Source organism: Micromonospora echinospora (assembly GCF_014203425.1).
GTDB lineage: Bacteria > Actinomycetota > Actinomycetes > Mycobacteriales > Micromonosporaceae > Micromonospora > Micromonospora echinospora_A.
In genome coordinates this window covers 2,673,503-2,694,545 of record NZ_JACHJC010000001.1, presented here as the reverse complement: position 1 = coordinate 2,694,545, position 21,043 = coordinate 2,673,503, and the positions used below count along the sequence as shown (strand labels likewise).

The window sequence follows — 21,043 nt, the reverse complement described above, 5'->3', positions numbered from 1 at the left end:
AAGACCTGTGACGTCAACGCTATGGAGAACCGACCGCCGGACCAGACGATGGCTCGCACTGGCGGTGACCATGCTCGCCCTGCTCGGGCTGGCCCCGGCCATCGCCGGCGGGCTGAACCCGACCGCCGCCCGGGCGGACAACCCGATCGTGCAGACCATCTACACGGCCGACCCGGCCCCGCTCGTGTACAACAACCGGGTCTACCTGTACACCGGCCACGACGAGGACAACTCGACCTGGTTCACCATGAAGGAGTGGCGGGTCTACTCGTCCGACGACATGGTGAACTGGACCGACCACGGATCGCCGCTCAGCCTCGCCACGTTCAGCTGGGCCAAGCAGGACGCGTGGGCCGGCCAGGCGGTCCACCGCAACGGCAAGTTCTACTGGTACGTGCCGATGGTCGTGCGGGCGACCGGCCAGATGGGCATCGGGGTGGCTGTGGCGGACAGCCCAACCGGGCCGTTCCGGGACGCCATCGGGCGCCCGCTGGTGAGCAACGGCGAGATCGACCCCACCGTGTTCATCGACGACGACGGACAGGCGTACCTGTACTGGGGCAACCCCCGCCTGTGGTACGTCAAGCTGAACGCGGACATGACCTCGTACTCGGGCAGCCCGACCCAGATCCCGCTGACCGCGGCGGGCTTCGGGGCGCGGACCGGTGACGCGAACCGGCCGACCCTCTACGAGGAGGGTCCGTGGGTGTACAAGCGCAACGGCCTCTACTACATGGTCTTCGCGGCCAAGTGCTGCTCGGAGTTCATCGCCTACTCGACAGCGCCCGGGCCGCTGGGACCGTGGACGTACCGCGGCACCGTCATGCCCACCCAGGGCAGCAGCTTCACCAACCACCCCGGGATCACCGACTACAAGGGCGGCTCGTACTTCTTCTACCACAACGGCGCGCTGCCCGGCGGCGGCGGTTTCACCAGGTCGGTGGCGGTGGAGAAGTTCTCCTACGGCGCCGACGGCTCGATCCCGACGATCAACATGACCACCACCGGCGCGCCGCAGATCGGCACGCTCAACCCGTACATCCGGCAGGAGGCCGAGACGAGCGCGTGGGCGTCCGGCGTGGAGACCGAGCCGGCCGGCGGCGGCGGGATGAACGTCGGCTTCATCGACAACGGCGACTACCTGAAGATCAAGGGCGTGGCCTTCGGGACCGGCGCGACCTCGTACACCGCCCGGGTGGCCTCCGCGGGCAGTGGCGGCACCATCGAGCTGCGGCTCGACAGCACCGGCGGCCCGGTGGTGGGCACCTGCCGGGTGTCCGGCACCGGCGGCTGGCAGACCTGGGCCGACACCACCTGCGCGGTCAGCGGCGCCACCGGCACCCACGACCTCTACCTGCGGTTCACCGGCGGCAGCGGCTCGCTGTTCAACATCGACCACTGGCGGTTCACCCCCGCCGGGAGCACGCCGCCGCCCACCGACCCGCCGACCACCACGCCGCCGCCGATCGATCCCCCGCCGACCACTCAGCCGCCCACCACGCCGCCGCCGAGCGGTGACGCCTGCACCGCCACCTACCGCACCACGAACTCCTGGTCGGGCGGCTTCCAGGCCGAGGTGACCGTCACGGCCGGCGCCGCGGCGCTCAACGGCTGGTCGGTGCGATGGAACCTGGCCAGTGGCCAGAGCATCAACCAGGTCTGGAGCGGCACGCTGAGCACCAGCGGCTCCACCGCGACCGTCAGCAACGCCGCGTACAACGGCTCCGTGCCCGCGTCCGGCTCCACCACGTTCGGCTTCATCGCCAACGGCTCGCCCACCACCCCTTCCCTGACCTGCACCACCCCGTGAGAGGAGCAGTCATGCGTACCACTGTGCGGAGATGGCTCACCGCGGGCGCCGCGCTCGCCGTGCTGGCCTCCGGTGTCCTGACGGCAACCGGACCGGCGGCCGCCGAGTCCAACGGCGGCACCCGGGTGATGCCGCTCGGTGACTCCATCACCGAGGGCACCCAGGTGCCCGGCGGCTACCGGATCGGCCTGTGGCAGCGGCTGGCCGGCGGCGGCTACCGGGTCGACCTGGTCGGCTCCCAGTTCAACGGGCCGGGCAACCTCGGCGACCACGACCACGAGGGCCACCCCGGCTGGCGCATCGACCAGATCGACGCCAACATCACCGGCTGGCTGAACGCCTACCAGCCGCGCACCGTGCTGCTGCACATCGGCACCAACGACATCCTGCAGAACTACAACGTCTCGACCGCGCCGAACCGGCTCTCCTCGCTCATCGACCGCATCACCGCCACGGCGCCGAACGCGGACGTGTTCGTCGCGCAGATCATCCCGCTCGCCAACTCCGGCCAGGCGGCGGCGGTACGCACGTTCAACGCCGCGCTGCCCGGCATCGTGCAGTCGAAGGTGAACGCCGGCAAGCGCGTCCACCTTGTCGACCAGTACTCGGCGCTGACCACCGCCGACCTGATCGACGGCATCCACCCGACCGCCACCGGCTACGACAAGATGGCGGCGGTCTGGTACCGCGCGTTGCAGTCGGTGTCCGGCAGCATCGGCACCCCCGGCAGCGGCGGCGGCGGCACGTACCAGAACGTGCAGCTCGTCGGCGCCGGCTCGGGCCGGTGCCTGGACGTGCCGAACGGCAGCACCACGAACGGCACCGCCGTGCAGTTGTACGACTGCTGGGGCGGCACGATGCAGCGCTGGACCTACACCTCGGCCAAGCAGTTGCAGGTGCTCGGCAACAAGTGCCTCGACGCCAACGGGCGGGGCACCGCGAACGGCACCAGCGTGATCATCTGGGACTGCAACGGCCAGCCCAACCAGCAGTGGAACCTCAACGCCAACGGCACGATCAGCGGCGTCCAGTCCGGGCGCTGCCTGGACGCGGCGGGCTACGGCACCGCCAACGGGACCAGGATCAACCTCTGGGACTGCCACGGCGGCACCAACCAGCAGTGGAGCGCGCGCGCCTGACCGGCACGCGACGGGCTCCCCGGCGGACCACACCGCCGGGGAGCCCGTCGGGGCCGGTAACCGGCGCATGACCAGCGACGGGCCCGGCGGGTACGTAGAGTGCGAACCATGTCGAAGCCGCCGCTGCCCGAGCCCGCCGTCGCCATGCTGCGCAAGCCGAACCCGGCCGTCATCGCCACGCTGCGCGACGACGGCCAGCCGGTGTCCGCCGCCACCTGGTACCTGTGGGAGGACGGCCGCGTCCTGGTGAACATGGACGAGGGTCGCCGCCGGCTGGCGCACCTGCGCCACGACCCCCGGGTCACAGTGACCGTGCTGGACGAGCAGGGCTGGTACACCCACGTCAGCCTGATCGGGCGGGTGGTCGAGCTGCGCGACGACGAGGAGATGGCGGACATCGACCGGGTCTCGCAGCACTACACCGGACGGCCGTACCCCAGGCGGGACCGCAAGCGGGTCAGCGCGTGGATCGAGATCGAGCGCTGGCACGGGTGGGGCGCGCACAAGGACAACAACCAGACCGGCTGACGATGCCCCCACAATGTCCGACCCATGCGGAAGAGTGTCGGGCATGAGTGAGCCGTACGACCCCAAGGCAGCGCTGCACCACTACCTGCGCGCGATCCGGGAGAACCTGATCTGGAAGCTCGACGGGCTGAGCGAACGCGAGGCCCGGCTTCCCCGCACCGCGACCGGCAACAACCTGCTGGGGTTGCTCAAGCACTGCCTGAACGTCGAGGCCGGCTACTTCGGGCCGACGTTCGGTCGCGAGTTCCCCACACCGGCGGAGCTGGTCGCCGGCGAGACGTTCGACGCGGACCCGCAGGCCGACTGGTACGCCCGCGAGGACGAGACCAAGGACGGGCTGATCGACCTGTACCGCCGCGTCGCGGCGTTCGCGGACCAGACGATCGACACGCTGCCGCTGGACGCGCCGGGGCGGGTGCCGTGGTGGCAGCCCGGCCGGCAGGACGTGACGCTGCACCAGGTCATCGTGCACGTCTGCGTCGACCTGGCCCGGCACGCCGGGCACGCCGACATCCTGCGCGAGCAGCACGACGCGGCGATCGGGCTGGGGCGGGAGAACCGGAACGTCCCCGAGGGCTACGACTGGCCGGCGTACGTCGACCGGCTGTCGGCGCTCGCCGACCGGTTCGGGTAGGCGGCTTCCGGTAATGGGACCGGAAGTTTCAACCATATTTCGGACAGTGGATCGACAGGACCAGCAGCATCGTGAAGCATCTATCCCATGAACATCCGGTCCGCCGCCGCCCCGCCGACCGCTGAGGACGCCAGCTCCGCCCAGCCTCCAGCCGACGTGCCGTCGAAGCGCACGCGCCGATGGCGCCGGCCGAACCCGGAGTGGACGCTGGCGATCCTGGGCAGCCTGCTGCTGGCGGTGGTGCTGACCTGGCCGACGATGCGGCACCCGGCGACCACGATCCCCGGCGACCTGGGCGACCCGACGTTGCAGGCGTGGCAGGTCGCCTGGTCGGGGCACGCCCTGCTCAACGACCCGGCCAACCTCTGGCACTCGAACACGTTCTTCCCGGAGCGGTACACCTACGCCTACAGCGACACCCTGCTCGGCTACGCGCCGTTCGGGATGGTCGGCTCCGGCTTCGAGGCCGCCGTGATCCGCTACAACGTGCTCTACGTGCTGCTGCACGCGCTGGCGTTCCTCGGGGCGTACGCGCTGGCCCGGCAGCTCGGCGCGAACCGCTGGGGCGGTGCGGTCGCCGGGATCGCGTGGGCGTACGCGCCCTGGCGGCTGGCGCACTCCGGCCACCTGAACATCCTGTCCAGCGGCGGGATCGCGCTGGCCCTGGCGATGCTGGCCCGGGGTCACGGCTGGTCGCTGCGCCACGGCTACCGGCCGGAGCGCCGCCGTCCCGGCTGGGCGGTGGCCGGGTGGCTCGTCGCCGCCTGGCAGGTCACGCTCGGCTTCGGCATCGGGCTGCCGCTCGTCTACTTCCTGCTGGCCGCCGTGCTGGTGGCGGCCGGCTTCTACGGCTGGTCCTGGTGGCGCAAGCGGGAGCGTCCGCCGTTCGGCCGCCGGCTGCTGATCGCGGACCTGGCCGGTGGCGCCGTGTTCGGCGCCGTGACGCTGCTGCTCGGCCTGGTCTACCTGCGCGTCGTCGACCTCAACCCGCAGGCCGTCCGCTCGCTGGACTGGACCAAGATGTTCTCCCCTCCCCTGATCGGGTTCATCACCGCGCCCGGCGACTCGTGGCTGTGGGGAGAACGGCACGCCGCCGCCCGGGAACAGCTGACCTGGCCGCCGGAGATGGCGCTGCTGCCCGGGATGACGCTGATCGGGCTGGCCGCGGCGGGGCTGTTCGTCTCGTCGTTCCCGGTGCGGCACCGGGTCGCGCTGGGCCTCGGCGTGCTCGGCACCGTGCTGCTCGGCCTGGGCGCCACCCTCGGCGGGGACGGCGACCCCGGCTATCTGACGCTGTCCACGCTCCTGCCCGGCTGGGACGCGCTGCGCACCCCGGGCCGGATGATGCACTGGACCAGCCTGCTGCTGGCGGTCCTGGCCGCCGGGCTGGTCACGGCGCTCGCCGAGTCGTGGCACCGGCCCTCGGCCCACCGCTGGTCGCGGGCCGTGGCACCGCTGGTCCTGCTGGTGCCGCTGGCGCTGGTGACGCTGGAGGGCGTCAACCGCACGCCGCACCCGGTCGTGCCGACGCCGCCGGCGGCGATGCGGACCGCGCCGGAACCGATGCTGGTGCTGCCCGCCGGCGGGATCGGCGACCTCAACTACATGCTCTGGTCAACCGACGGGTTCCCCCGGATCACCAACGGGCTCGGCGGTTTCGAGCCGGTCACCCAGGCGCAGACCCGGGTCGCCGTGGCCACGTTCCCCGACGCGGGCAGCGTGGCGTACCTGCGCGGGATCGGCGTCCGGTCGGTCGTCGCGGTGCCGAGCCGCGCGGCGGGCACGCCGTGGGAGGGCATCGAGAACCGGCCCGTCGACGGACTGGGCATCACCCGGGAGGAACTCGATGGCACGCTCGTCTACCGGCTCTGACGCCGCCGGCGCCGGGGGCGCGCGCCCGGGCGGCGGGCCGGGCGGGGCGACGGCGATGCGGCTGTCGGTGGTGGTGCCCTGCTTCAACGAGGAAGAGTCGGTGGAGCGGCTGCACGAGATGCTCAGCACCGCGCTCGCCGAACTCCCGGACGTGGACGTCGAGGTGGTGTACGTCGACGACGGCAGCGAGGACGGCACGCTCGCGGCGCTGCGCCGGCTCGCCGCCACCGATCCGACGGTCTGCTACACGTCGCTGAGCCGCAACTTCGGCAAGGAGGCGGCCATGCTCGCCGGGCTGCACCGGGCCACCGGCGACGCGGTAGTCATCATGGACGCCGACCTGCAGCACCCGCCGCGCCTGCTGCCCGAGATGGTCGCGCTCTACCGCCAGGGCTTCGACCAGGTGATCGCCCGCCGCGACCGGCGCGGCGACCGGTTCATCCGGATGGTCGCCTCACGCTCGTTCTACCGCCTGGTCAACTGGTGGATAGACGTCCGCCTGCTGGACGGCGCGGGTGACTTCCGCCTGCTGTCCCGGCTCGCGGTGAACGCGATCCTGGCGATGCCCGAGTACAACCGCTTCTCCAAGGGCCTGTTCTCGTGGATCGGCTTCCGCACCGTGGTGGTGGCGCACCACAACGAGAGCCGGCAGGCGGGGCGGAGCCGGTGGACGTTCGGCAAGCTGTTCAACTACGCGTTCGACGGGCTGCTGTCGTTCAACAACCGGCCGCTGCGCCTGGCGATCTACGGCGGGCTGTTCCTCACGCTCATCGCAGTGGGCTACATGGCGTGGGTGGTCGCCGACGCCGTGGAGAAGGGCATCGACGTGCCCGGTTACACCACCATCATCGTCAGCGTGATCGGCCTCGGCGGCATCCAGATGATGATCCTGGGCGTGATCGGCGAGTACATCGGCCGGATCTACTACGAGACCAAGCGCCGGCCGCACTATCTGGTGCAGGAGACCGAACGTCCGGTCACGGAGACCGGCGGCACGCCCCGGCTGCCGAACCAGCGCGCGGCGTGGTCCGCCGACCGGGGTCCACGCGCGGCGCCGGCTTGGGATGATCCGTCCCGAGATGCCTCCCGGCGTCACGCCACCGGGGAATCGATGAGCGGCGACGCCGACTGAGCGACCGCTGTCAGTGCCCGCCGATCAGCGCACAATCGTTCTCTTTTCGCAGGTGGCGGGGGGTTGCTATCGTCGCCCGCGACGCCGGAGACCGGCGCCGAGGAAAGGGTTGCGATGGGGCTGATGGACAAGCTCCGGGGCGAACTCATCGACATCGTCGAGTGGCTGGACGACAGCCGGGACACGATCGTCTGGCGGTTCCCCCGGTATCAGAACGAGATCAAGATGGGCGCCAAGCTGGTCGTCCGGGAGTCCCAGACGGCGGTGTTCGTCAACGAGGGGAAGATCGCCGACGTCTTCCCGCCGGGGACGTACACGCTGGAGACCCGCAACCTGCCGATCCTGTCCACCCTGAAGGGCTGGAAGTACGGCTTCAACTCGCCGTTCAAGGCCGAGGTGTACTTCGTCAACACCCGGCAGTTCACCGACATGAAGTGGGGCACCCAGAACCCGGTGATCCTGCGCGACGCCGAGTTCGGCGTGGTGCGGGTACGGGCGTTCGGCGCCTTCGCGGCGCGGGTGGTCGACGCGGCGCAGCTGCTGCGTGAGCTGGTCGGCACCGACCCGCAGTTCCGCACCGAGGAGGTGCAGGAGTACCTGCGGCAGCTGATCGTGGGCCGGTTCGGCGGCGCGCTCGCCACGGCCGGTGTGCCGCTGCTGGACCTCGCGGCGCACCAGGACGCGATCGGTCGGCGGCTGGCCGTTGTGCTGACCGAGGAACTGGCCGAGGTCGGTATCGCGATCCCCAAGTTCGTCATCGAGAACGTGTCGGTGCCGCCGGAGGTCGAGCAGGCGCTGGACAAGCGGACCAGCATGGGCGCGGTCGGCGACCTGGACCGGTACACCCGCTTCCAGGCCGCCAACGCGATGGAGGCCGCGGCGAACAACCCGGGCGGCGAGGCGGGCGCGGGCATCGGCCTGGGCCTGGGCATGGCGATGGGCCAGCAGATGGCCCGCACCATGGGCGGCGGCGGGGCCACGCAGCCGACGCCGGCCCCCGCACAGCCGGCCGCCGGGCAGCCGTCGACCGCGCAGCCGGGCGCCGCCGAGCCGCCGCCGCTGCCGGGCCAGGCCCAGTGGTACGTCGGCGTCGGTGGCCAGCGGCAGGGCCCGTACGACCTCGGTGGGCTGGCCGAGCAGGCGGGCGCGGGCGCGCTCGGCCCGGACACGCTGGTCTGGCGTGCCGGGATGGCGCAGTGGCAGCCCGCCGGACAGGTGCCGGAACTGGCGTCGGTGCTCGCCAGCGTCCCGCCGCCGCTGCCGCCGCAATGAGCGCGCGTCAGCGGGTGAGTCGCCCCCGCAGCGGGCAGGTGCCGGCATGAGCGAGACGACTGTCTCCCCGCCCTCATACCGGTGCGGGGGTTGCGGGGCCCGGGTGGAGTTCGCGCCGGGCACGACGACGCTCAGTTGCCCGTACTGCGGGCACCGGCAGGAGATTGCCGGCGCCGGCCGCGAGGTGCGCGAGCACGCGTACGCGGATCTGGCGTCGCTGCCCCGCAAGCCGGTGGCGAGCGTCGGCGCGCACACGTTCGTCTGCCCGGGCTGCGGCGCCCGGACGGAGAGCGACGTGCTGGCGCAGCGCTGCCAGTTCTGCGCCACGCCGCTGGTGGCCGACGCCGCGGCGGGCGAGCTGATCGCGCCGGAGGCGGTGCTGCCGTTCGCCGTGGACCGCAACGGCGTACGGACGGCGCTCGGCGAGTGGTGCAGCAGCCGCTGGTTCGCGCCGGGGAGCCTGAAGAAGATCAGCGAGGCGGAGACGCTGAAGGGCACCTACCTGCCGCACTGGACGTTCGACGCGCGGACCGTGTCGGACTACCAGGGTCAGCGGGGCGAGCACTACTACGTCACCGAGACGTACACGGTCACAGTCGACGGCAAGCAGGAGACGCGGACCCGGCAGGTGCGGCACACCCGGTGGCATCCGGCCGCCGGCACCGTCAGCCGGGACTTCGACGACGTGCTGGTGCCCGCCACCACCCACCTGCCCACCGAGCAGCTGGACAAGCTGGCGCCGTGGCCGCTGACCGAGGCGGCCGCGTACCACGGCGACTACCTGGCCGGATACCAGGCGCTGCGGTACGACACCGAGCCCGAGGCGGGCCTGACCGAGGCGAAGGCGCGGATGGCGCCGGTCATCCAGGGGGACTGCCGCTCGGACATCGGCGGCGACGAGCAACGGGTGTCCGCGGTGGACACCACGTACTCCGACGTGTCGTACAAGCTGATCCTGCTGCCGGTGTGGATCGCCGCGTACCTGCACGCCGGCCGCTCGTACCAGGTTCTGGTGAACGCGCGCACCGGTGAGGTCATCGGCGAGCGGCCGTACAGCGCCGCGAAGATCGCGGCGGCGGTGTTCGCCGCGCTGGTGCTCGTCGCCATAGTGGTGGCGTTCATGACGAGCCGTTAGCGTCGCTGCCCCGTCGAACGCCCACGGGCCACCGGTATCCGTTACCGGTGGCCCGTGCGCATCGCGCGAGGAGACTGACCGAGCGGCCGATTCGCCGCCGCGCCGATCCACGTGAGAGTGAGGGCACGACCACCACCGGCCGAGCGGCGGAGGGCAGCCCTGATGGACTCACTGCGCAAGACGTCGCTGGTCGCGGGCGGCTTCTACCTGCTCACCTTCGTCTCCATCCCCACCCTCAGCCTGTACGCCCCGGTACGCGAGCCGGACTACGTCCTCGGCACCACGCCGGACACGCCGGTCGTCGTCGGCAGCGTCCTGGAGGTGATCGTCGCCCTCGCCTGCATCGGCACCGCGATAGCGCTGTACCCGGTGCTCAAGCGGCAGGGTGAGGCGCGGGCGCTGGGCTTCGTCGCCGCCCGGGTGCTGGAGGCCGCCGGCATCTTCATCGGTGTCGCGAGCATCCTGACCCTGGTCGCCCTGCGGCGGGCCGGGGCCGAGCCGGACGCGCTCGTCACCGGCCAGACGCTCGTCGCGTTCTACGACTCGGTGTTCCTGCTCAGCCAGGCGCTCCTCCCGGCCGTGAACGCCCTGCTGCTGGGCTCCCTGCTGTACCAGTCCCGCCTCGTGCCGCGCTGGCTGCCGATGCTCGGGCTCGCCGCAACGCCGCTGCTCGTCGCCTCCGACCTCGGCACCCTGTTCGGCGCCTGGGACCGGCTGTCCCCGGTGGCGGCGGTCGCCGCCCTGCCCATCGCGGTGTGGGAGTTCTCGCTCGGCGTCTACCTGGTCGTCAAGGGCTTCCGGCCCTCCCCCGTCACGGCCGGCGCGGTCGAGCCCCGCCCGGTCCAGGATGCCACCGTCTGACCGGGTCAGGCCCGCGCGCCGCCGTCGACCCGCAGCACGGCCCCGGTGACGAAGGAGGCGCGGTCGCTGAGCAGCCAGGCGGCGGCCTGCGCGATCTCGTCGGGTTCGGCGGCCCGGCGCAACGGGCTGGCGGCCGCGAGCCGGTCGATGATGCCGGGCGACTCCGCGTCCCAGGCCCGCATCATCTCGGTGAGCGTGCTGCCCGGGGCGATCGCGTTGACCCGGATGCCCTCCGGCCCGTAGGTGATCGCCGCGGACTCGGTGAGGCTGTTCACCGCGCGCTTCATCGCCCCGTACGCGGGCAGTTCGGGGTTGCCCATCAGGCTGCCGACGCTGGAGTTGTTCACGATCGCGCCGGTGCCGGCGGTGGCCCGGATCGCCGCGACCTCGGCGACCATGGCGAGCCACGGCCCCTTGAGGTTGACGGTGTAGACGTGGTCGAAGTCCTCTTCGCGCACCTGGTCCATCGGTCCGGGCGGCACGATCGTCGCACCGTTGTTGAAGGCGACGTCGAGGCGCCCGTACACCTCGACCGTGCGGTCCACGGCGGCGCGCACGCTCGCCGCGTCGGCCAGGTCGCAGGCGACGTACTCGGCGGTGCCGCCCGCGGCCCGGACCTGCTCGGTGACCGCCTTCAACTGCTCCTCGGTCCGGGCGGCGAGCAGCACCCGGGCGCCCTCGGCGGCGAACAGCCGGGCCGCCGCGGCGCCGATGCCACGCCCGGCGCCGGTGATGAAGGCGACCTTGCCGGCCAGCAGACCGGCGGTCGGGTGGACGGTCGTATCGGTTCGTGTGGTGTCCATGCGGCAAGCCTGCGGCCGGTCGCGGAGCCCATCCAGGCACCGGCGGTACCTGGCTACGCGCCGCCGCGCACGGGCACACTGGGGTCGTGGACCGACGTGAGCTGGCATTGTTCCTGCGCAACAGGCGGGAGCGGATCACCCCGGCCGACGTGGGCCTGCCCGCCGGACGGCGCCGCCGCACGCCGGGGCTGCGCCGCGAGGAGGCGGCGCGGCTGGCGTTCATCTCGACCGAGTACTACACCCGGCTGGAACAGGGGCGAGGGCCGCGGCCGTCGCGCGAGGTGCTGGCCGGGCTGGCCCGCGCGCTGCGGCTGTCCGACGCCGAACGCGACCACCTCCACCACCTGGCCGGGGAGCCGCCCGCGCCGCCGCCCGGGCCACCCCGGGAGGTACGGCAGAGCGTGCTGGACCTGCTGCACCGGCTGCCGCAGGCGGCGGCGTTCGTGACCTCGGCGACGTTCGAGGTGATCGCCTGGAACGACCTCGCGGCGGCCCTCATGGAGGACTTCTCCGCAGTGCCCCGGCGGGACCGCAACCTGGTCCGCCGGGCCTTTCTCGGCCCGCACCTGCGCGGCGCGGGGCGGTACGACGTGTCGGACGTGGGCGAGTTCGCCCGTCACTCGGTCGGGCGGCTGCGCGCCGCCGCGGCCCGCTATCCGGACGACCCGGAGATGGCGGCGCTGATCGCGGACCTGCTCGCCGGCAGCGAGGAGTTCGCCCGCCTGTGGGACTCCCACGAGGTGGACGGCGCCCGCACGCTGAGCAAGACGTTCCGGCACCCGCTGGTCGGGCCGGTGACTGTCAACTGCGACGTCCTCGACATCACCGACCGCGACCAGCAGGTGGTCATCTACACCGCCACGCCCGGCTCCCCGTCGGAGGAGGCGCTGCGCCTGCTCTCCGTGATCGGCACCCAGCGGATGACCGTCGAGCACTGACCCCGCGGCCGCGCCGAGCGGCCGTCCACGGGCCGCCCGGCTCGGTGGAAGGTCATGGGTGTCAACTTGGCGCCGAGACACCCATGACGTTCCACTCGTCGGTGTGCCGCGTCAGCAGCCGATCCGGGTCGATCCCATCGCCACGTCGTCGTACCAGAGGGTGTCGGCCCCGCCGCCGTAGCTCTCCCAGCCCAGTTTCAGGTCGGTGAGCTGCGGCCGCCAGGTGCGGTTGTACCACTGGCCGTCGATGTCGTGCGTCGGTACGCCGTCGGCGGTCAGCCCGGTGACGGCGACGCCGTCCAGCCAGGTACGGAGCTGGCCGGCCGATCCGTCCACCATGAACTCCAGGCAGGCCCAGCGGTTGGTGGGCAGCGGCACGCTCTGCGCCACCCCGGCCGGGCTCTGCTCGGGCAGCGTGGCGTCGTCGGAGGCGCGGTTCCACTGCAGGGCGCCGTTCTGGCCGCCCAGCCGCAGGTCCCGGTTGCCGTCGGCGGCGTCCGCCATGGTGATCATCGTGGTGTGGTCGGTGGGCTGGGCGGTGGTGTGCCGCACCCAGATCCGGGCGTACCGGACGCTGCCCAGGCCGCTGAGGTTCTTCGTGGTCCGGACGAAGACGTGGTTGCAGTAGCCGGCGGCGCCGTTGATCCGGACCGCGCGGCTGCCGCTGTGCGTGGTGGTGGTGTCCACTGTGGCCGTACCGGCGCCGGAGCAGTCCGGGCTCACCACCGCCCAGTCGCCGGACGGCGTCGAGCCGGTCTGGTTCTCGAAGCCGTCGCAGAGCACCGCCCCGGCGCACCCGCTCGGCGGCGGGGTCGTCGGGGGCGCGCTGGTCGGCGGCGCCGTCGTGGGCGGCGCGCTGGTCGGGGGCGCCGTGGTCGGCGGGGCCGTCGTGGGCGGGGCGCTCGTCGGCGGCGCCGTGGTCGGCACCGCGGTGGTGGGCACGACGGTCGGGGACGGCGCGGCGCCGTTGCACGGCACGCCGTTGAGCGTGAACCCGCTCGGCGCGCCACCGGCGGCGCTGAACGTGCCCTGCACGCCGAACTCGGTGGAGCCGCCGGCCGGGATGCCGCCGTTGTACGACATGTTGCGGGCGGTGACAGTCGAACCGGACTGGCTGACAGTGGCGTTCCAGCCGTTCGTGACGCGCTCGTCGCCGGCGTACGTCCAGGTGACTGTCCACCCGGAGACGGCCGAGTCGCCGGGTGAGACCTTGACGCTCGCGGTGAACCCGCCGGGCCACTGGTTGGGTGTGTAGTCGACCTGGCAGCCCTGCGCGGCTGCGGCCGGGCCGGCGAGCAGCGCGGTCGCGGTGGCCGCCACGACGGCGGCCGCCGCGGTCACCGCCGCCAGGGCCGGGCCGGAGCGGATACGGAGAATCGTCATGGGAAGTCCTTCTGCGTCGGGCGGCGCGGCGCGACGACGCGCGTCCGGACGGACGGCGGCGCGGCGACGCGCTTCGGTGGCGGCGCGTCGATGCGCCACTGTGAGAAGTCGGTACGGACGACCGACGTGCCCGGCTCGGGGTGGACCTGTCAGCCGCCGACGGCCCGGTCGTGCGGACCTCGGCGGCGCCCGCCCTCAATCTATTGAGCGACGCCGATCCAATCAAGCGCCCCGGCGCGGCCGTGGTCTTCTTCCCGATTGCTGTGTTGCGCGGCGACGGCGCTGGTCGGCCGCCCGGCCGCCATGCGGCCCCCTGTGCGGGGCCCGCCCGCCGCACTAGTCTCCTCACCGCAACCCCCGGGCCGCCGCGCCACCGGCGCGGACGGCGGCACCCCGGCGACCGGAGGCGCGTGTGCCCGACGAGATCGACGACTCCTTCCTCGCCCTTCCAGTGGCCCGCCTCGCCGACGCCGCCCTGTCCCGGGCCCGGCAGCGGGGCGCGCGGTACGCCGCGCTGCGGGTGCAGCGGGTCCGCTCCGGGCGCACCGTCGTGCACGACGGGGCGCTGCGGGCGAGCGAGGAGGAGACCGAGACCGGCCTGGCGGTACGGGTGCTGCACCGGGGCGCGTGGGGCTTCGCCGCCACGCCGGAGCTGACGCCGGAGGCGGCGGTACGCGCCTGCGACGACGCGCTGGAGCTGGCCCGGGCCTGCGCCGACGTCGGCGGCGCGCCTGTCGCGCTCGCGCCCGAGCCCGCGTACCCGGCGGCGACCTGGCGCTCGCCGTACCGGATCAACCCGTTCGAGGTGCCGGAGAGCGAACGCGCGGAGCTGCTCAGCCACTGGTGCGCCGGGCTGCTGGCGCACGGGTCGGTGGCGCACGTGCTGGCCCGCGTCAGCGCCGCCCAGGAGAACACGTACTACGCCGACCTCGGCGGCACCGCCGTCACCCAGCAGCGCGTCCGGGTGCACCCGCAGGTGCTGGCGGTGGGCCGGCACCCGCGCGACGGCGGCGTCCAGACGCTGCGGACGGTCGGCCCGCCGGTGGCCCGCGGCTGGGAGTACCTGCACGGTGAGGGCTGGGACTGGGCCGGCGAGCTGGCCGAACTGCCGGCGCTGCTGGCCGAGAAGACGCAGGCGCCGCCGGTGCGACCGGGCCGGTACGACCTGGTGATCGATCCGTCGCAGCTCTGGCTCACCATCCACGAGTCGGTCGGGCACGCCACCGAGTACGACCGGGCGCTGGGCCACGAGATGTCGTACGCGGGCGGCACGTTCGCCACCCCCGAGTCGGCCGGGCGGCTGCGGTACGGCTCGTCGCTGATGACTGTGGACGCCGACCGGTCGGCCGCGCACGGACTCGCCACCGTCGGGTTCGACGACGAGGGCGTGGCCGCGCAGTCCTGGCCGCTGGTCGAGGCGGGCGTCCTGGTCGGCTTCCAGCACGACCGGGCCTCGGCCGCGCAGGCCGGCCTGCCGCGTTCCGCCGGCTGCGCGTACGCCGAGTCGTACCGGCACACGCCGATGGCCCGGATGCCGAACGTGTCGCTGCGGCCGGCGGTGGGCGGGCCGGACACGGCGGCCCTGATCGCGGGCGTGACGGACGGCTTCTACCTGGCCGGCTCGGACAGCTGGTCGATCGACATGCGCCGGCGGCAGTTCCAGTTCACCGCCCAGCGCTGGCACCGCATCCGCAACGGGCGGCTGGCCGGGCAGGTGTCCGGCGCGGCGTACCAGGCGGAGACCACGGCGTTCTGGTCCGCGCTGTGCGGGCTGGGCGGCGAGGGCACCTGGCTGCTCTCCGGCGCCGACATGTGCGGCAAGGGTCAGCCGGTGCAGGCGAGCGCGGCCAGCCACGGCTGCCCGGCCGCGGTGTTCCGCGGCATCGACGTCGTCGACACCGGAGGGCGGGACGGGTGAGCGGGATCCAGGACGCCCTGGAAGCGGCGCTGCGGCACCGGCGCGACGCCGACGAGCTGCTGCTGATCGCCGACGAGACGGCCGCCGCGCACATGCGCTGGGCGGGCAACGCGCTCACCACGAACGGCAGCGTGCGGTCCCGCCGGGTGACTGCGGTGGCGGTACGGGACGGCGCCGCAGGCGTACACGTCGGGCTGGTCGGGCACGGCGGCGCGCTCGGCGACGCGCTGCCCGGCCTGGTCCGCGCGGCCGAGCGGGCCGCCCGCGACGCCCCGCCCGCCGCCGACGCGGCGTCGCTGCCCGAGCCGTGGCGGACGCCGTCCTGGGCGGAGCCGCCCGGCTTCACCTCGGTCGACGCGTTCCGCGACGTGCTGCCCGGCCTGGCCGAGGCGTTCGCGGCAGCCGGGCGGCGGCGGCTCTACGGCTACACCGAGCACCGGGTGGTCACCACCTATCTCGCCGCGTCCACCGGCGCCCGCCTGCGGCACCCGCAGTCCACCGGCCTGTTCGACCTGAGCGTGCGCGACGGCGACGACTCGGCCTGGGCCGGTGTGACGGCGCCCGGCCTGACCGGGCTGGACGTGCCGGCGCTCGCCGCTGAGCTGTCCGCCACGCTGGCGCGGCCCGGCCGCCGGGTCGAGCTGCCCCCGGGACGCTACGAGGTGCTGCTCACCCCGAACTGCGTGGCCGACCTGATGCTCCACCTCTACCTGGCCGCCGGCGCACGCGGCGCGCTGGACGGGCGTACCGCGTTCAGCCGCCCGGACGGCCGCCTGCCGATCGGCGAGCGCCTCACCGCGCTGCCGCTGACGCTGCGCAGCGACCCGGACCACCCGCTGCTGCCCTGCGCCCCGTTCACGGTCAGCCGGGGCACCGACGACCTGACCGCCGTGGTCGACAACGGGCTGCCGCTGCGGCCGACCCGCTGGATCGACGAGGGCGTACTGACCGCGCTCGTGCAGACCCGGCACACCGCCGCGCGGACCGGCGCGCCGCTCACCCCGATGGTGGACAACCTGGTGCTGGAGGGCGGGCCGGACGCGCCGACGCTGCCCGAGATGGTGCGCTCCACCCGGCGCGGCCTGCTGCTCACCTCGCTGTGGTACCTGCGCGACGTCGACCCGGCGTCGCTGCTGCTGACCGGCCTCACCCGCGACGGCGTGCGCCTGGTGGAGGACGGCGAGATCGTCGGCACTGTGCACAACTTCCGGTTCAACGAGAGCCCGCTGTCGCTGCTGGCCCGGGCCACCGAGGCCGGGCGGCCGGCGGCGGCGCTGCCCCGGGAGTGGGGCGACTACTTCACCCGGATGGTGATGCCGCCGCTGCGGGTGCCCGACTTCCTGATGTCGGCGGTCAGCCCGGCGACGTGAACAGCGCGGCGAACCGGTCCAGGGTGCGCCTGTCGTACACGAGCTGCTTCTGCGGCGGGTACGGACGCCGTGGCGGCGGCACGTACCCGGGCTCGCCGCGCCGGGGCAGCGTCCCGTCCGGGCGGCGCAGGTGCGGGCCGTGGAAGAACCAGCAGAGCTGGCCGACCAACTCGGCGAAGACCAGCGGGTGCAGGTCGGCCGGGTACATCGCGAGGTGGCAGCGGGTGGCCCGGAACTCCCCGCGCGGCCCGAACGTGTTGCCGAACAGGACGTGCCCGAAGACGTCGTGCACCGCCCGGAAGATGTCGTTGTGCAGCAGTTCCTCCCCGCCGGCCCGGACTCCGGCGGGGGCGCGCAGCGGATGGTCGCCGCCCGCGCCGGCCGGTCCGTGCCCGTGGCGGGTGAGGAAGACGTGGAGCAGGCCGGTCGAGCGGACCCGCGCGACCAGGTCCCGCGAGTCCCGGTACGGCTGCCCCGGCCCGGTCCACGGCAGCACCCGGATGCCCACCTCGCCGATCAGCCGGAACTGCCGCAGGTTCTCCTCGGCCAGCCGGGCGTACCCGCGCTCCGTGCCGGCGGTGACCATCGGGGCGGCTTCGTAGCGGTCGGCCACCTCCCGGCAGAAGTCCTCGTCCAGCCGCAGCGACTCGGCGGCCAGCCGGTCCAGCCGGACGGCGGGCACGCCGGCGCGCGCCGCCGCCCGGTCGGCGTGTGTCTGGGCCAGCTCGCCGAGACGTACGGTGAGCCGGTGGTCGTCGCCGCTCATCGACCCGGGCGTCAGTCCTCCCCCAGCCACAGGTTGGTCAGGTCACCGTTGAGCACCGGGTACGGCAGCCAGTTGCGCACCCGGTGCCCGCGCAGCCAGTACTGGTGGGCGAAGAGGATCGGCACCACCGCGCAGTCGCGCAGCACCTCCCGCTCCGCGGCCCGCCAGTGCTCGTTCGCGGTCGTCTCGTCGGCGCAGCTCAGCGCCGCGTCGATGTGCTCGTTGACGACCGGGTTGTGGTAGTGGCCGAAGTTCGACCCCCAGTCGTCGTTGTCGGAGACGCCGGAGCTGTCGAAGAGCGCCTGGAGGTAGACGCGGGCGTTGTTGCCGTGCCAGTCCGGCTCCCAGCCGGACAGCGCCACGTCCCAGCGGCCCTCGCGGGCCCCGTCGGCCCGGCCGAGGTACGTGCCGAACAGCTCGGTGATGCCGGCCGGGACGAGGTCGAGGGTGATGCCGGCCCGGGCGGCGGCGGCGCGGACCACCCGCGCGGTCTCCGGGTGGATGTCCCGGTCCCGGTAGACAAGCTTCAACGTGAGCCCGTCCGGGTAGCCGGCGTCGGCGAGCAGCCGCCGGGCCCGCTCCGGGTCGCCGGCGCCGTCGTTCGCGGCGTACGGGGCGAACGGCCGGTGCGCGCGGCACAGCGGCGGCAGGATCTGCTCGGCGATGTCGTTGAGGCGCGGCCCGCCCCAGACCTCGGCCACAGTGGTCTTGTCGATCGCGTACTGCAACGCCTCCCGGACCTCCCGGCGGGCCAGCGCGCCGCCCTCGTTGGGGCTGAGCACGTTGATCACCAGGTACGGGCTGAACAGGCCGGCCGGGCAGACCTCCAGCCGGGGATCCCCGGCGGCGAACATCTCCGGCAGCCGCTCGGTCAGCGGCTGGATGTCCCACATCATGTCGGCGTCGCCGGCGATCACCATGTCGTGGCAGGTTTTCTCGTCGAGCCCCTGCCGCACCTCGATCCGGTCCACGTGCGCGGCCCGGACCGGGTCGGTGGCCGGGTCCCAGGTGCGGCTGCGCTCCAGCGTGATGCGCCGGTCCGGCTCGTAGCCGGTGATCCGGTACGGCCCGATGGAGCCGATCCGCTGGTCCAGCTCAGGGCTGCCGGGCACGAACCACAGGTATTCCTCCGGCGCCGGGGAGGCGAACGGCAACGCCAGGATGTTGAGGAAGTCCGGGGTGGGGCGGCGGGTGGTCAGCTCCAGCGTCCGGCCATCGAGCACCCGCAGCCCGGGCACCTCGGCGGCCTCCAGGTAGGGCGCCACCACGTTGAGGTCGCGGGGCAGCGTGAGCAGGTCGTCGCGGAACTCGGCGAGCCCTTCGACGGTGCTCAGGTAGTAGGGCAGGCCAGGGCTGGGCGCCATCGGGTGGGCCAGCCGCTTGATGCCGCGTACCACGTCGGCGGCGGTGAGCGGCCGGGGCCCGTTCGGCAGGTCCCAGCGCAGCCCGTCGCGCAGCGTGAACCGGTAGCGGCGGCCCTCGTCGTCGTACGGACCGTCCGCCGCCACCGCCAGGTCCGGCACCAGGTCGCCCGCGCGCCGGTGGTCGCGCGTCGCCGGGTAGGTGACCAGCTGCCGGGTGTACGCGCGGATGATCCCCCGGGTCACCGTGTGGTACGCCAGCGCCGGGTCGAGGTGGTCGACGTCGCCCGCGCCGACCAGGGTGAGCGTGCCGCCGCGACGCGGTCCGGCCCCGCCGGAGGTGTGCGCGGCGGCCGTCGGCGTGCCTGCTGCGGTCATGCGGACTCCTCCAGCCAGAGGTTGGACAGGTCGAACCAGCGGTCCACAGTGGGCATGGCGATCGCGTTGCGGACCCGCCGGCCCTTGCGGTGCGGGATGGTCGGGGCGTGCACGAGGATCGGCACGATCGCGGCGTCCCGCATGACGTGCAGGTCGACCTGGTGCCACAGCTCGGTGGCGCGGGCCCGGTCGGTGGCGCCGAGCGCCTCCTCGATCAGCCGGTCGACCTCCGGGTTGCTGTATCCGCCGTAGTTGCTGGTGCCGCGGGACGTGTTCGTCTGGAACATCGGCTGGACGTAGGTGCGCCCGTTCGGGCCGAACCAGTCGGGCGTCCAGGACGGCGCGGAGATGTCCCAGGCGCCGGCGCGGGCGTTGGCCGGGTCGCGCAGGAACTGGTAGTACTCGGCGTGGCCGAGCGCGACCAGGCGCACGCTGATGCCGCCCTTCTCCAGGTCGGTGGCGTAGGAGCGGGCCACCTCCGGGTTGGCGTCCACGTCCCGGTGCACGGCGGTGAGGGTGAGCCCGTCCGGGTAGCCCGCCTCGGCCAGCAGCGCCCGGCAGCGCTCCGGGTCGCCCCGGTCGCCCGGTGTCGGATACAGGTTGAAGTCGACGTGCCCGTCGTTGCCCGGCGGGATCGCCGTGTGGCCGGGCAGCATCACCGTCCCGGCCTCCAGGTCGTGGTAGATCTCGGCGATCGCGGCCTTGTTCATCGCGTACGCGATGGCCTGGCGCACCTTGAGCTTGCTCATCGCCCGGTCGGCGTTCGGGCTGAGCAGGTTGAACACCAGGTACGGGTTGAGCGCGTAGCCGAGGTCGTTGCCCGGGTCGGTGGGCGGCGCGACGTAGGGCTCGGTGATCGGTGACGCCCAGGACAGGTCGGCGCGCCCGCTGTCGATCACCTCACCCACCTGCTGCGGGGTGGCGATCTCCATGGTCACCTCGACCCCGTCCAGGTACTGCTGGCGCACCGGGTCGGACGCCTTGCGCCACACCGGGTTGCGCGCCAGCCGCACCGACTCGCCGTGGACGTAGTGGGTGACCCGGTACGGCCCGTTGGAGCGCACCCGCCGCCGGAACTCCGCGCTGTCCGGCAGCACCTCGTCGTACTCGACCGGGGCGGCGGAGGCGAAGTGCAGCGCCAGGATGTGCAGGAAGTCCACCGCCGGGCGGATCAGGTCGAACACGATCGTCCGGTCGTCGACGGCCCGCAGCCCGGCGATCTCGTGGCTGTTCTGGAACGCGGCCAGCTCGGCGGCGGTCGGCTCGGCCGAGGTGATCGCGGCGTCGTACGCGTCGCAGTACTCGGCCATCCCCCGGATGGTGCTGGTGAAGTAGCCGATCCCGCCGGCCCGCAGCACCGGGTTGGTCATCCGCTTGAAGCCGCGCACGAAGTCCCCGGCGGTCACCTCCCGGGGCGGGTCGGTGTCCCAGTACACGCCGGGGCGCAACCGGATCGTGTAGCGGGTGTGGTCGGCGCTGATCCCGCCGTTGTCCACTGTCGGCACCGCCTCGGCCACGTCGGGCACGGGCGTGACGGCCGACGGGTCACGCAGGTCGGCGACCGGCCGGTAGGTGAAGAGCTGCCGGGCGAAGAGCCGGATGATCTGCCCGCCGAGCATGTAGTAGGCGCAGGCCGGATCGAGATGGTCCATGCTGCCGGGCCCGTAGAGCCGCAGGGTGCCCCCGTACCGGGGCTGGCCGCCGTTCATCGACACACACCTTTCGTCGTCTCTGGTAGCTGCT

Annotated in this window: 17 protein-coding genes; 12 read left to right on the top strand and 5 right to left on the bottom strand. The window is 73.2% G+C overall.

All coding sequences use genetic code 11. The features are described 5' to 3' along the window. Positions 1 to 70 precede the first annotated feature (70 nt). The 9 genes from FHU28_RS12815 to FHU28_RS12775 all read left to right on the top strand — a co-directional run bounded on the left by FHU28_RS12815 (position 71) and on the right by FHU28_RS12775 (position 10,383). A complete protein-coding gene (locus FHU28_RS12815) occupies positions 71 to 1,810 on the top strand; it encodes a family 43 glycosylhydrolase (RefSeq protein WP_184689484.1) in 1,740 nt (579 codons plus the stop codon). 11 nt (positions 1,811 to 1,821) lie between these two features. Continuing rightward, positions 1,822 to 2,949 carry an RICIN domain-containing protein gene (locus tag FHU28_RS12810; RefSeq protein ID WP_184683912.1) on the top strand — a complete coding sequence of 376 codons (1,128 nt, stop codon included), beginning with the start codon at positions 1,822 to 1,824 and terminating at the stop codon, positions 2,947 to 2,949. Positions 2,950 to 3,057: 108 nt separating this feature from the next. Then, positions 3,058 to 3,477, top strand: a complete 420-nt coding sequence (locus tag FHU28_RS12805) for a PPOX class F420-dependent oxidoreductase (RefSeq protein WP_184683911.1) — start codon at positions 3,058 to 3,060, stop codon at positions 3,475 to 3,477. A 43-nt stretch (positions 3,478 to 3,520) separates the two neighbouring features. Then, a complete protein-coding gene (locus tag FHU28_RS12800) occupies positions 3,521 to 4,111 on the top strand; it encodes a DinB family protein (RefSeq protein WP_184683909.1) in 591 nt (196 codons plus the stop codon). A gap of 87 nt (positions 4,112 to 4,198) precedes the next feature. Beyond that, a complete protein-coding gene (locus FHU28_RS12795; RefSeq protein ID WP_184683907.1) occupies positions 4,199 to 5,983 on the top strand; it encodes a hypothetical protein in 1,785 nt (594 codons plus the stop codon). 55 nt (positions 5,984 to 6,038) lie between these two features. Next, positions 6,039 to 7,115, top strand: a complete 1,077-nt coding sequence (locus FHU28_RS12790) for a glycosyltransferase family 2 protein (protein ID WP_260413426.1) — start codon at positions 6,039 to 6,041, stop codon at positions 7,113 to 7,115. A 123-nt stretch (positions 7,116 to 7,238) separates the two neighbouring features. Continuing rightward, the gene (locus FHU28_RS12785) at positions 7,239 to 8,387 is read left to right on the top strand and encodes an SPFH domain-containing protein (protein WP_260412919.1); all 1,149 of its coding nucleotides are present in this window, start codon (positions 7,239 to 7,241) and stop codon (positions 8,385 to 8,387) included. A gap of 46 nt (positions 8,388 to 8,433) precedes the next feature. Further along, positions 8,434 to 9,522: a TFIIB-type zinc ribbon-containing protein gene (locus FHU28_RS12780; protein WP_184683903.1), complete on the top strand. Its 1,089-nt coding sequence runs from the start codon at positions 8,434 to 8,436 to the stop codon at positions 9,520 to 9,522. Positions 9,523 to 9,684: 162 nt separating this feature from the next. Then, positions 9,685 to 10,383, top strand: coding sequence for a DUF4386 domain-containing protein (locus FHU28_RS12775; protein WP_184683901.1), 699 nt, complete (start codon positions 9,685 to 9,687; stop codon positions 10,381 to 10,383). A 5-nt stretch (positions 10,384 to 10,388) separates the two neighbouring features. On the opposite strand, the gene FHU28_RS12770 is transcribed toward FHU28_RS12775, so the two are convergent. After that, the gene (locus tag FHU28_RS12770) at positions 10,389 to 11,186 is read right to left on the bottom strand and encodes an SDR family NAD(P)-dependent oxidoreductase (RefSeq protein WP_184683899.1); all 798 of its coding nucleotides are present in this window, start codon (positions 11,184 to 11,186) and stop codon (positions 10,389 to 10,391) included. A gap of 86 nt (positions 11,187 to 11,272) precedes the next feature. Between FHU28_RS12770 and FHU28_RS12765 the strand changes: the two genes are divergently transcribed. Then, complete coding sequence (locus FHU28_RS12765; protein WP_184683897.1) at positions 11,273 to 12,124, top strand: helix-turn-helix transcriptional regulator; 852 nt, start codon at positions 11,273 to 11,275, stop codon at positions 12,122 to 12,124. A 111-nt stretch (positions 12,125 to 12,235) separates the two neighbouring features. Here the strand turns inward: FHU28_RS12765 and FHU28_RS12760 are convergent, their stop codons facing one another. Beyond that, positions 12,236 to 13,507, bottom strand: coding sequence for a cellulose-binding domain-containing protein (locus FHU28_RS12760; protein ID WP_184683896.1), 1,272 nt, complete (start codon positions 13,505 to 13,507; stop codon positions 12,236 to 12,238). Between the two features lie 412 nt (positions 13,508 to 13,919). Here FHU28_RS12760 and FHU28_RS12755 point away from each other — a divergent pair, with 412 nt between their 5' ends. Then, positions 13,920 to 15,425, top strand: a complete 1,506-nt coding sequence (locus FHU28_RS12755) for a TldD/PmbA family protein (protein ID WP_184683894.1) — start codon at positions 13,920 to 13,922, stop codon at positions 15,423 to 15,425. Continuing rightward, a complete protein-coding gene (locus FHU28_RS12750; RefSeq protein WP_184683892.1) occupies positions 15,422 to 16,795 on the top strand; it encodes a metallopeptidase TldD-related protein in 1,374 nt (457 codons plus the stop codon). Before FHU28_RS12755 ends, FHU28_RS12750 begins: the two co-directional genes overlap by 4 nt. On the opposite strand, the gene FHU28_RS12745 is transcribed toward FHU28_RS12750, so the two are convergent. Genes FHU28_RS12745 through FHU28_RS12735 form a run of 3 tightly spaced genes read right to left on the bottom strand, consistent with a single transcriptional unit; the run spans position 16,779 to position 21,009 of the window. Further along, positions 16,779 to 17,561 carry a hypothetical protein gene (locus tag FHU28_RS12745; protein ID WP_184683890.1) on the bottom strand — a complete coding sequence of 261 codons (783 nt, stop codon included), beginning with the start codon at positions 17,559 to 17,561 and terminating at the stop codon, positions 16,779 to 16,781. The two genes, FHU28_RS12750 and FHU28_RS12745, sit on opposite strands and share 17 nt — an antisense overlap. 11 nt (positions 17,562 to 17,572) lie before the next feature. Continuing rightward, positions 17,573 to 19,300 (bottom strand): ABC transporter substrate-binding protein, encoded by a 1,728-nt coding sequence (locus FHU28_RS12740; RefSeq protein ID WP_184683888.1) that lies wholly within the window; start codon positions 19,298 to 19,300, stop codon positions 17,573 to 17,575. Further along, positions 19,297 to 21,009, bottom strand: coding sequence for an ABC transporter substrate-binding protein (locus FHU28_RS12735; RefSeq protein WP_184683886.1), 1,713 nt, complete (start codon positions 21,007 to 21,009; stop codon positions 19,297 to 19,299). The genes FHU28_RS12740 and FHU28_RS12735 overlap by 4 nt, the downstream gene beginning before the upstream one ends. Positions 21,010 to 21,043: the final 34 nt, after the last annotated feature.

What these genes read in the sequence shown, in the direction of transcription:
- FHU28_RS12815 (WP_184689484.1), top strand. Translation starts at nt 71, where the DNA reads ATGCTCGCCCTGCTCGGGCTGGCCCCGGCCATCGCCGGCGGGCTGAAC.
- FHU28_RS12810 (WP_184683912.1), top strand. Translation starts at nt 1,822, where the DNA reads ATGCGTACCACTGTGCGGAGATGGCTCACCGCGGGCGCCGCGCTCGCC.
- FHU28_RS12805 (WP_184683911.1), top strand. Translation starts at nt 3,058, where the DNA reads ATGTCGAAGCCGCCGCTGCCCGAGCCCGCCGTCGCCATGCTGCGCAAG.
- FHU28_RS12800 (WP_184683909.1), top strand. Translation starts at nt 3,521, where the DNA reads ATGAGTGAGCCGTACGACCCCAAGGCAGCGCTGCACCACTACCTGCGC.
- FHU28_RS12795 (WP_184683907.1), top strand. Translation starts at nt 4,199, where the DNA reads ATGAACATCCGGTCCGCCGCCGCCCCGCCGACCGCTGAGGACGCCAGC.
- FHU28_RS12790 (WP_260413426.1), top strand. Translation starts at nt 6,039, where the DNA reads ATGCGGCTGTCGGTGGTGGTGCCCTGCTTCAACGAGGAAGAGTCGGTG.
- FHU28_RS12785 (WP_260412919.1), top strand. Translation starts at nt 7,239, where the DNA reads ATGGACAAGCTCCGGGGCGAACTCATCGACATCGTCGAGTGGCTGGAC.
- FHU28_RS12780 (WP_184683903.1), top strand. Translation starts at nt 8,434, where the DNA reads ATGAGCGAGACGACTGTCTCCCCGCCCTCATACCGGTGCGGGGGTTGC.
- FHU28_RS12775 (WP_184683901.1), top strand. Translation starts at nt 9,685, where the DNA reads ATGGACTCACTGCGCAAGACGTCGCTGGTCGCGGGCGGCTTCTACCTG.
- FHU28_RS12770 (WP_184683899.1), bottom strand. Translation starts at nt 11,186, where the DNA reads ATGGACACCACACGAACCGATACGACCGTCCACCCGACCGCCGGTCTG.
- FHU28_RS12760 (WP_184683896.1), bottom strand. Translation starts at nt 13,507, where the DNA reads ATGACGATTCTCCGTATCCGCTCCGGCCCGGCCCTGGCGGCGGTGACC.
- FHU28_RS12745 (WP_184683890.1), bottom strand. Translation starts at nt 17,561, where the DNA reads ATGAGCGGCGACGACCACCGGCTCACCGTACGTCTCGGCGAGCTGGCC.
- FHU28_RS12740 (WP_184683888.1), bottom strand. Translation starts at nt 19,300, where the DNA reads ATGACCGCAGCAGGCACGCCGACGGCCGCCGCGCACACCTCCGGCGGG.
- FHU28_RS12735 (WP_184683886.1), bottom strand. Translation starts at nt 21,009, where the DNA reads ATGAACGGCGGCCAGCCCCGGTACGGGGGCACCCTGCGGCTCTACGGG.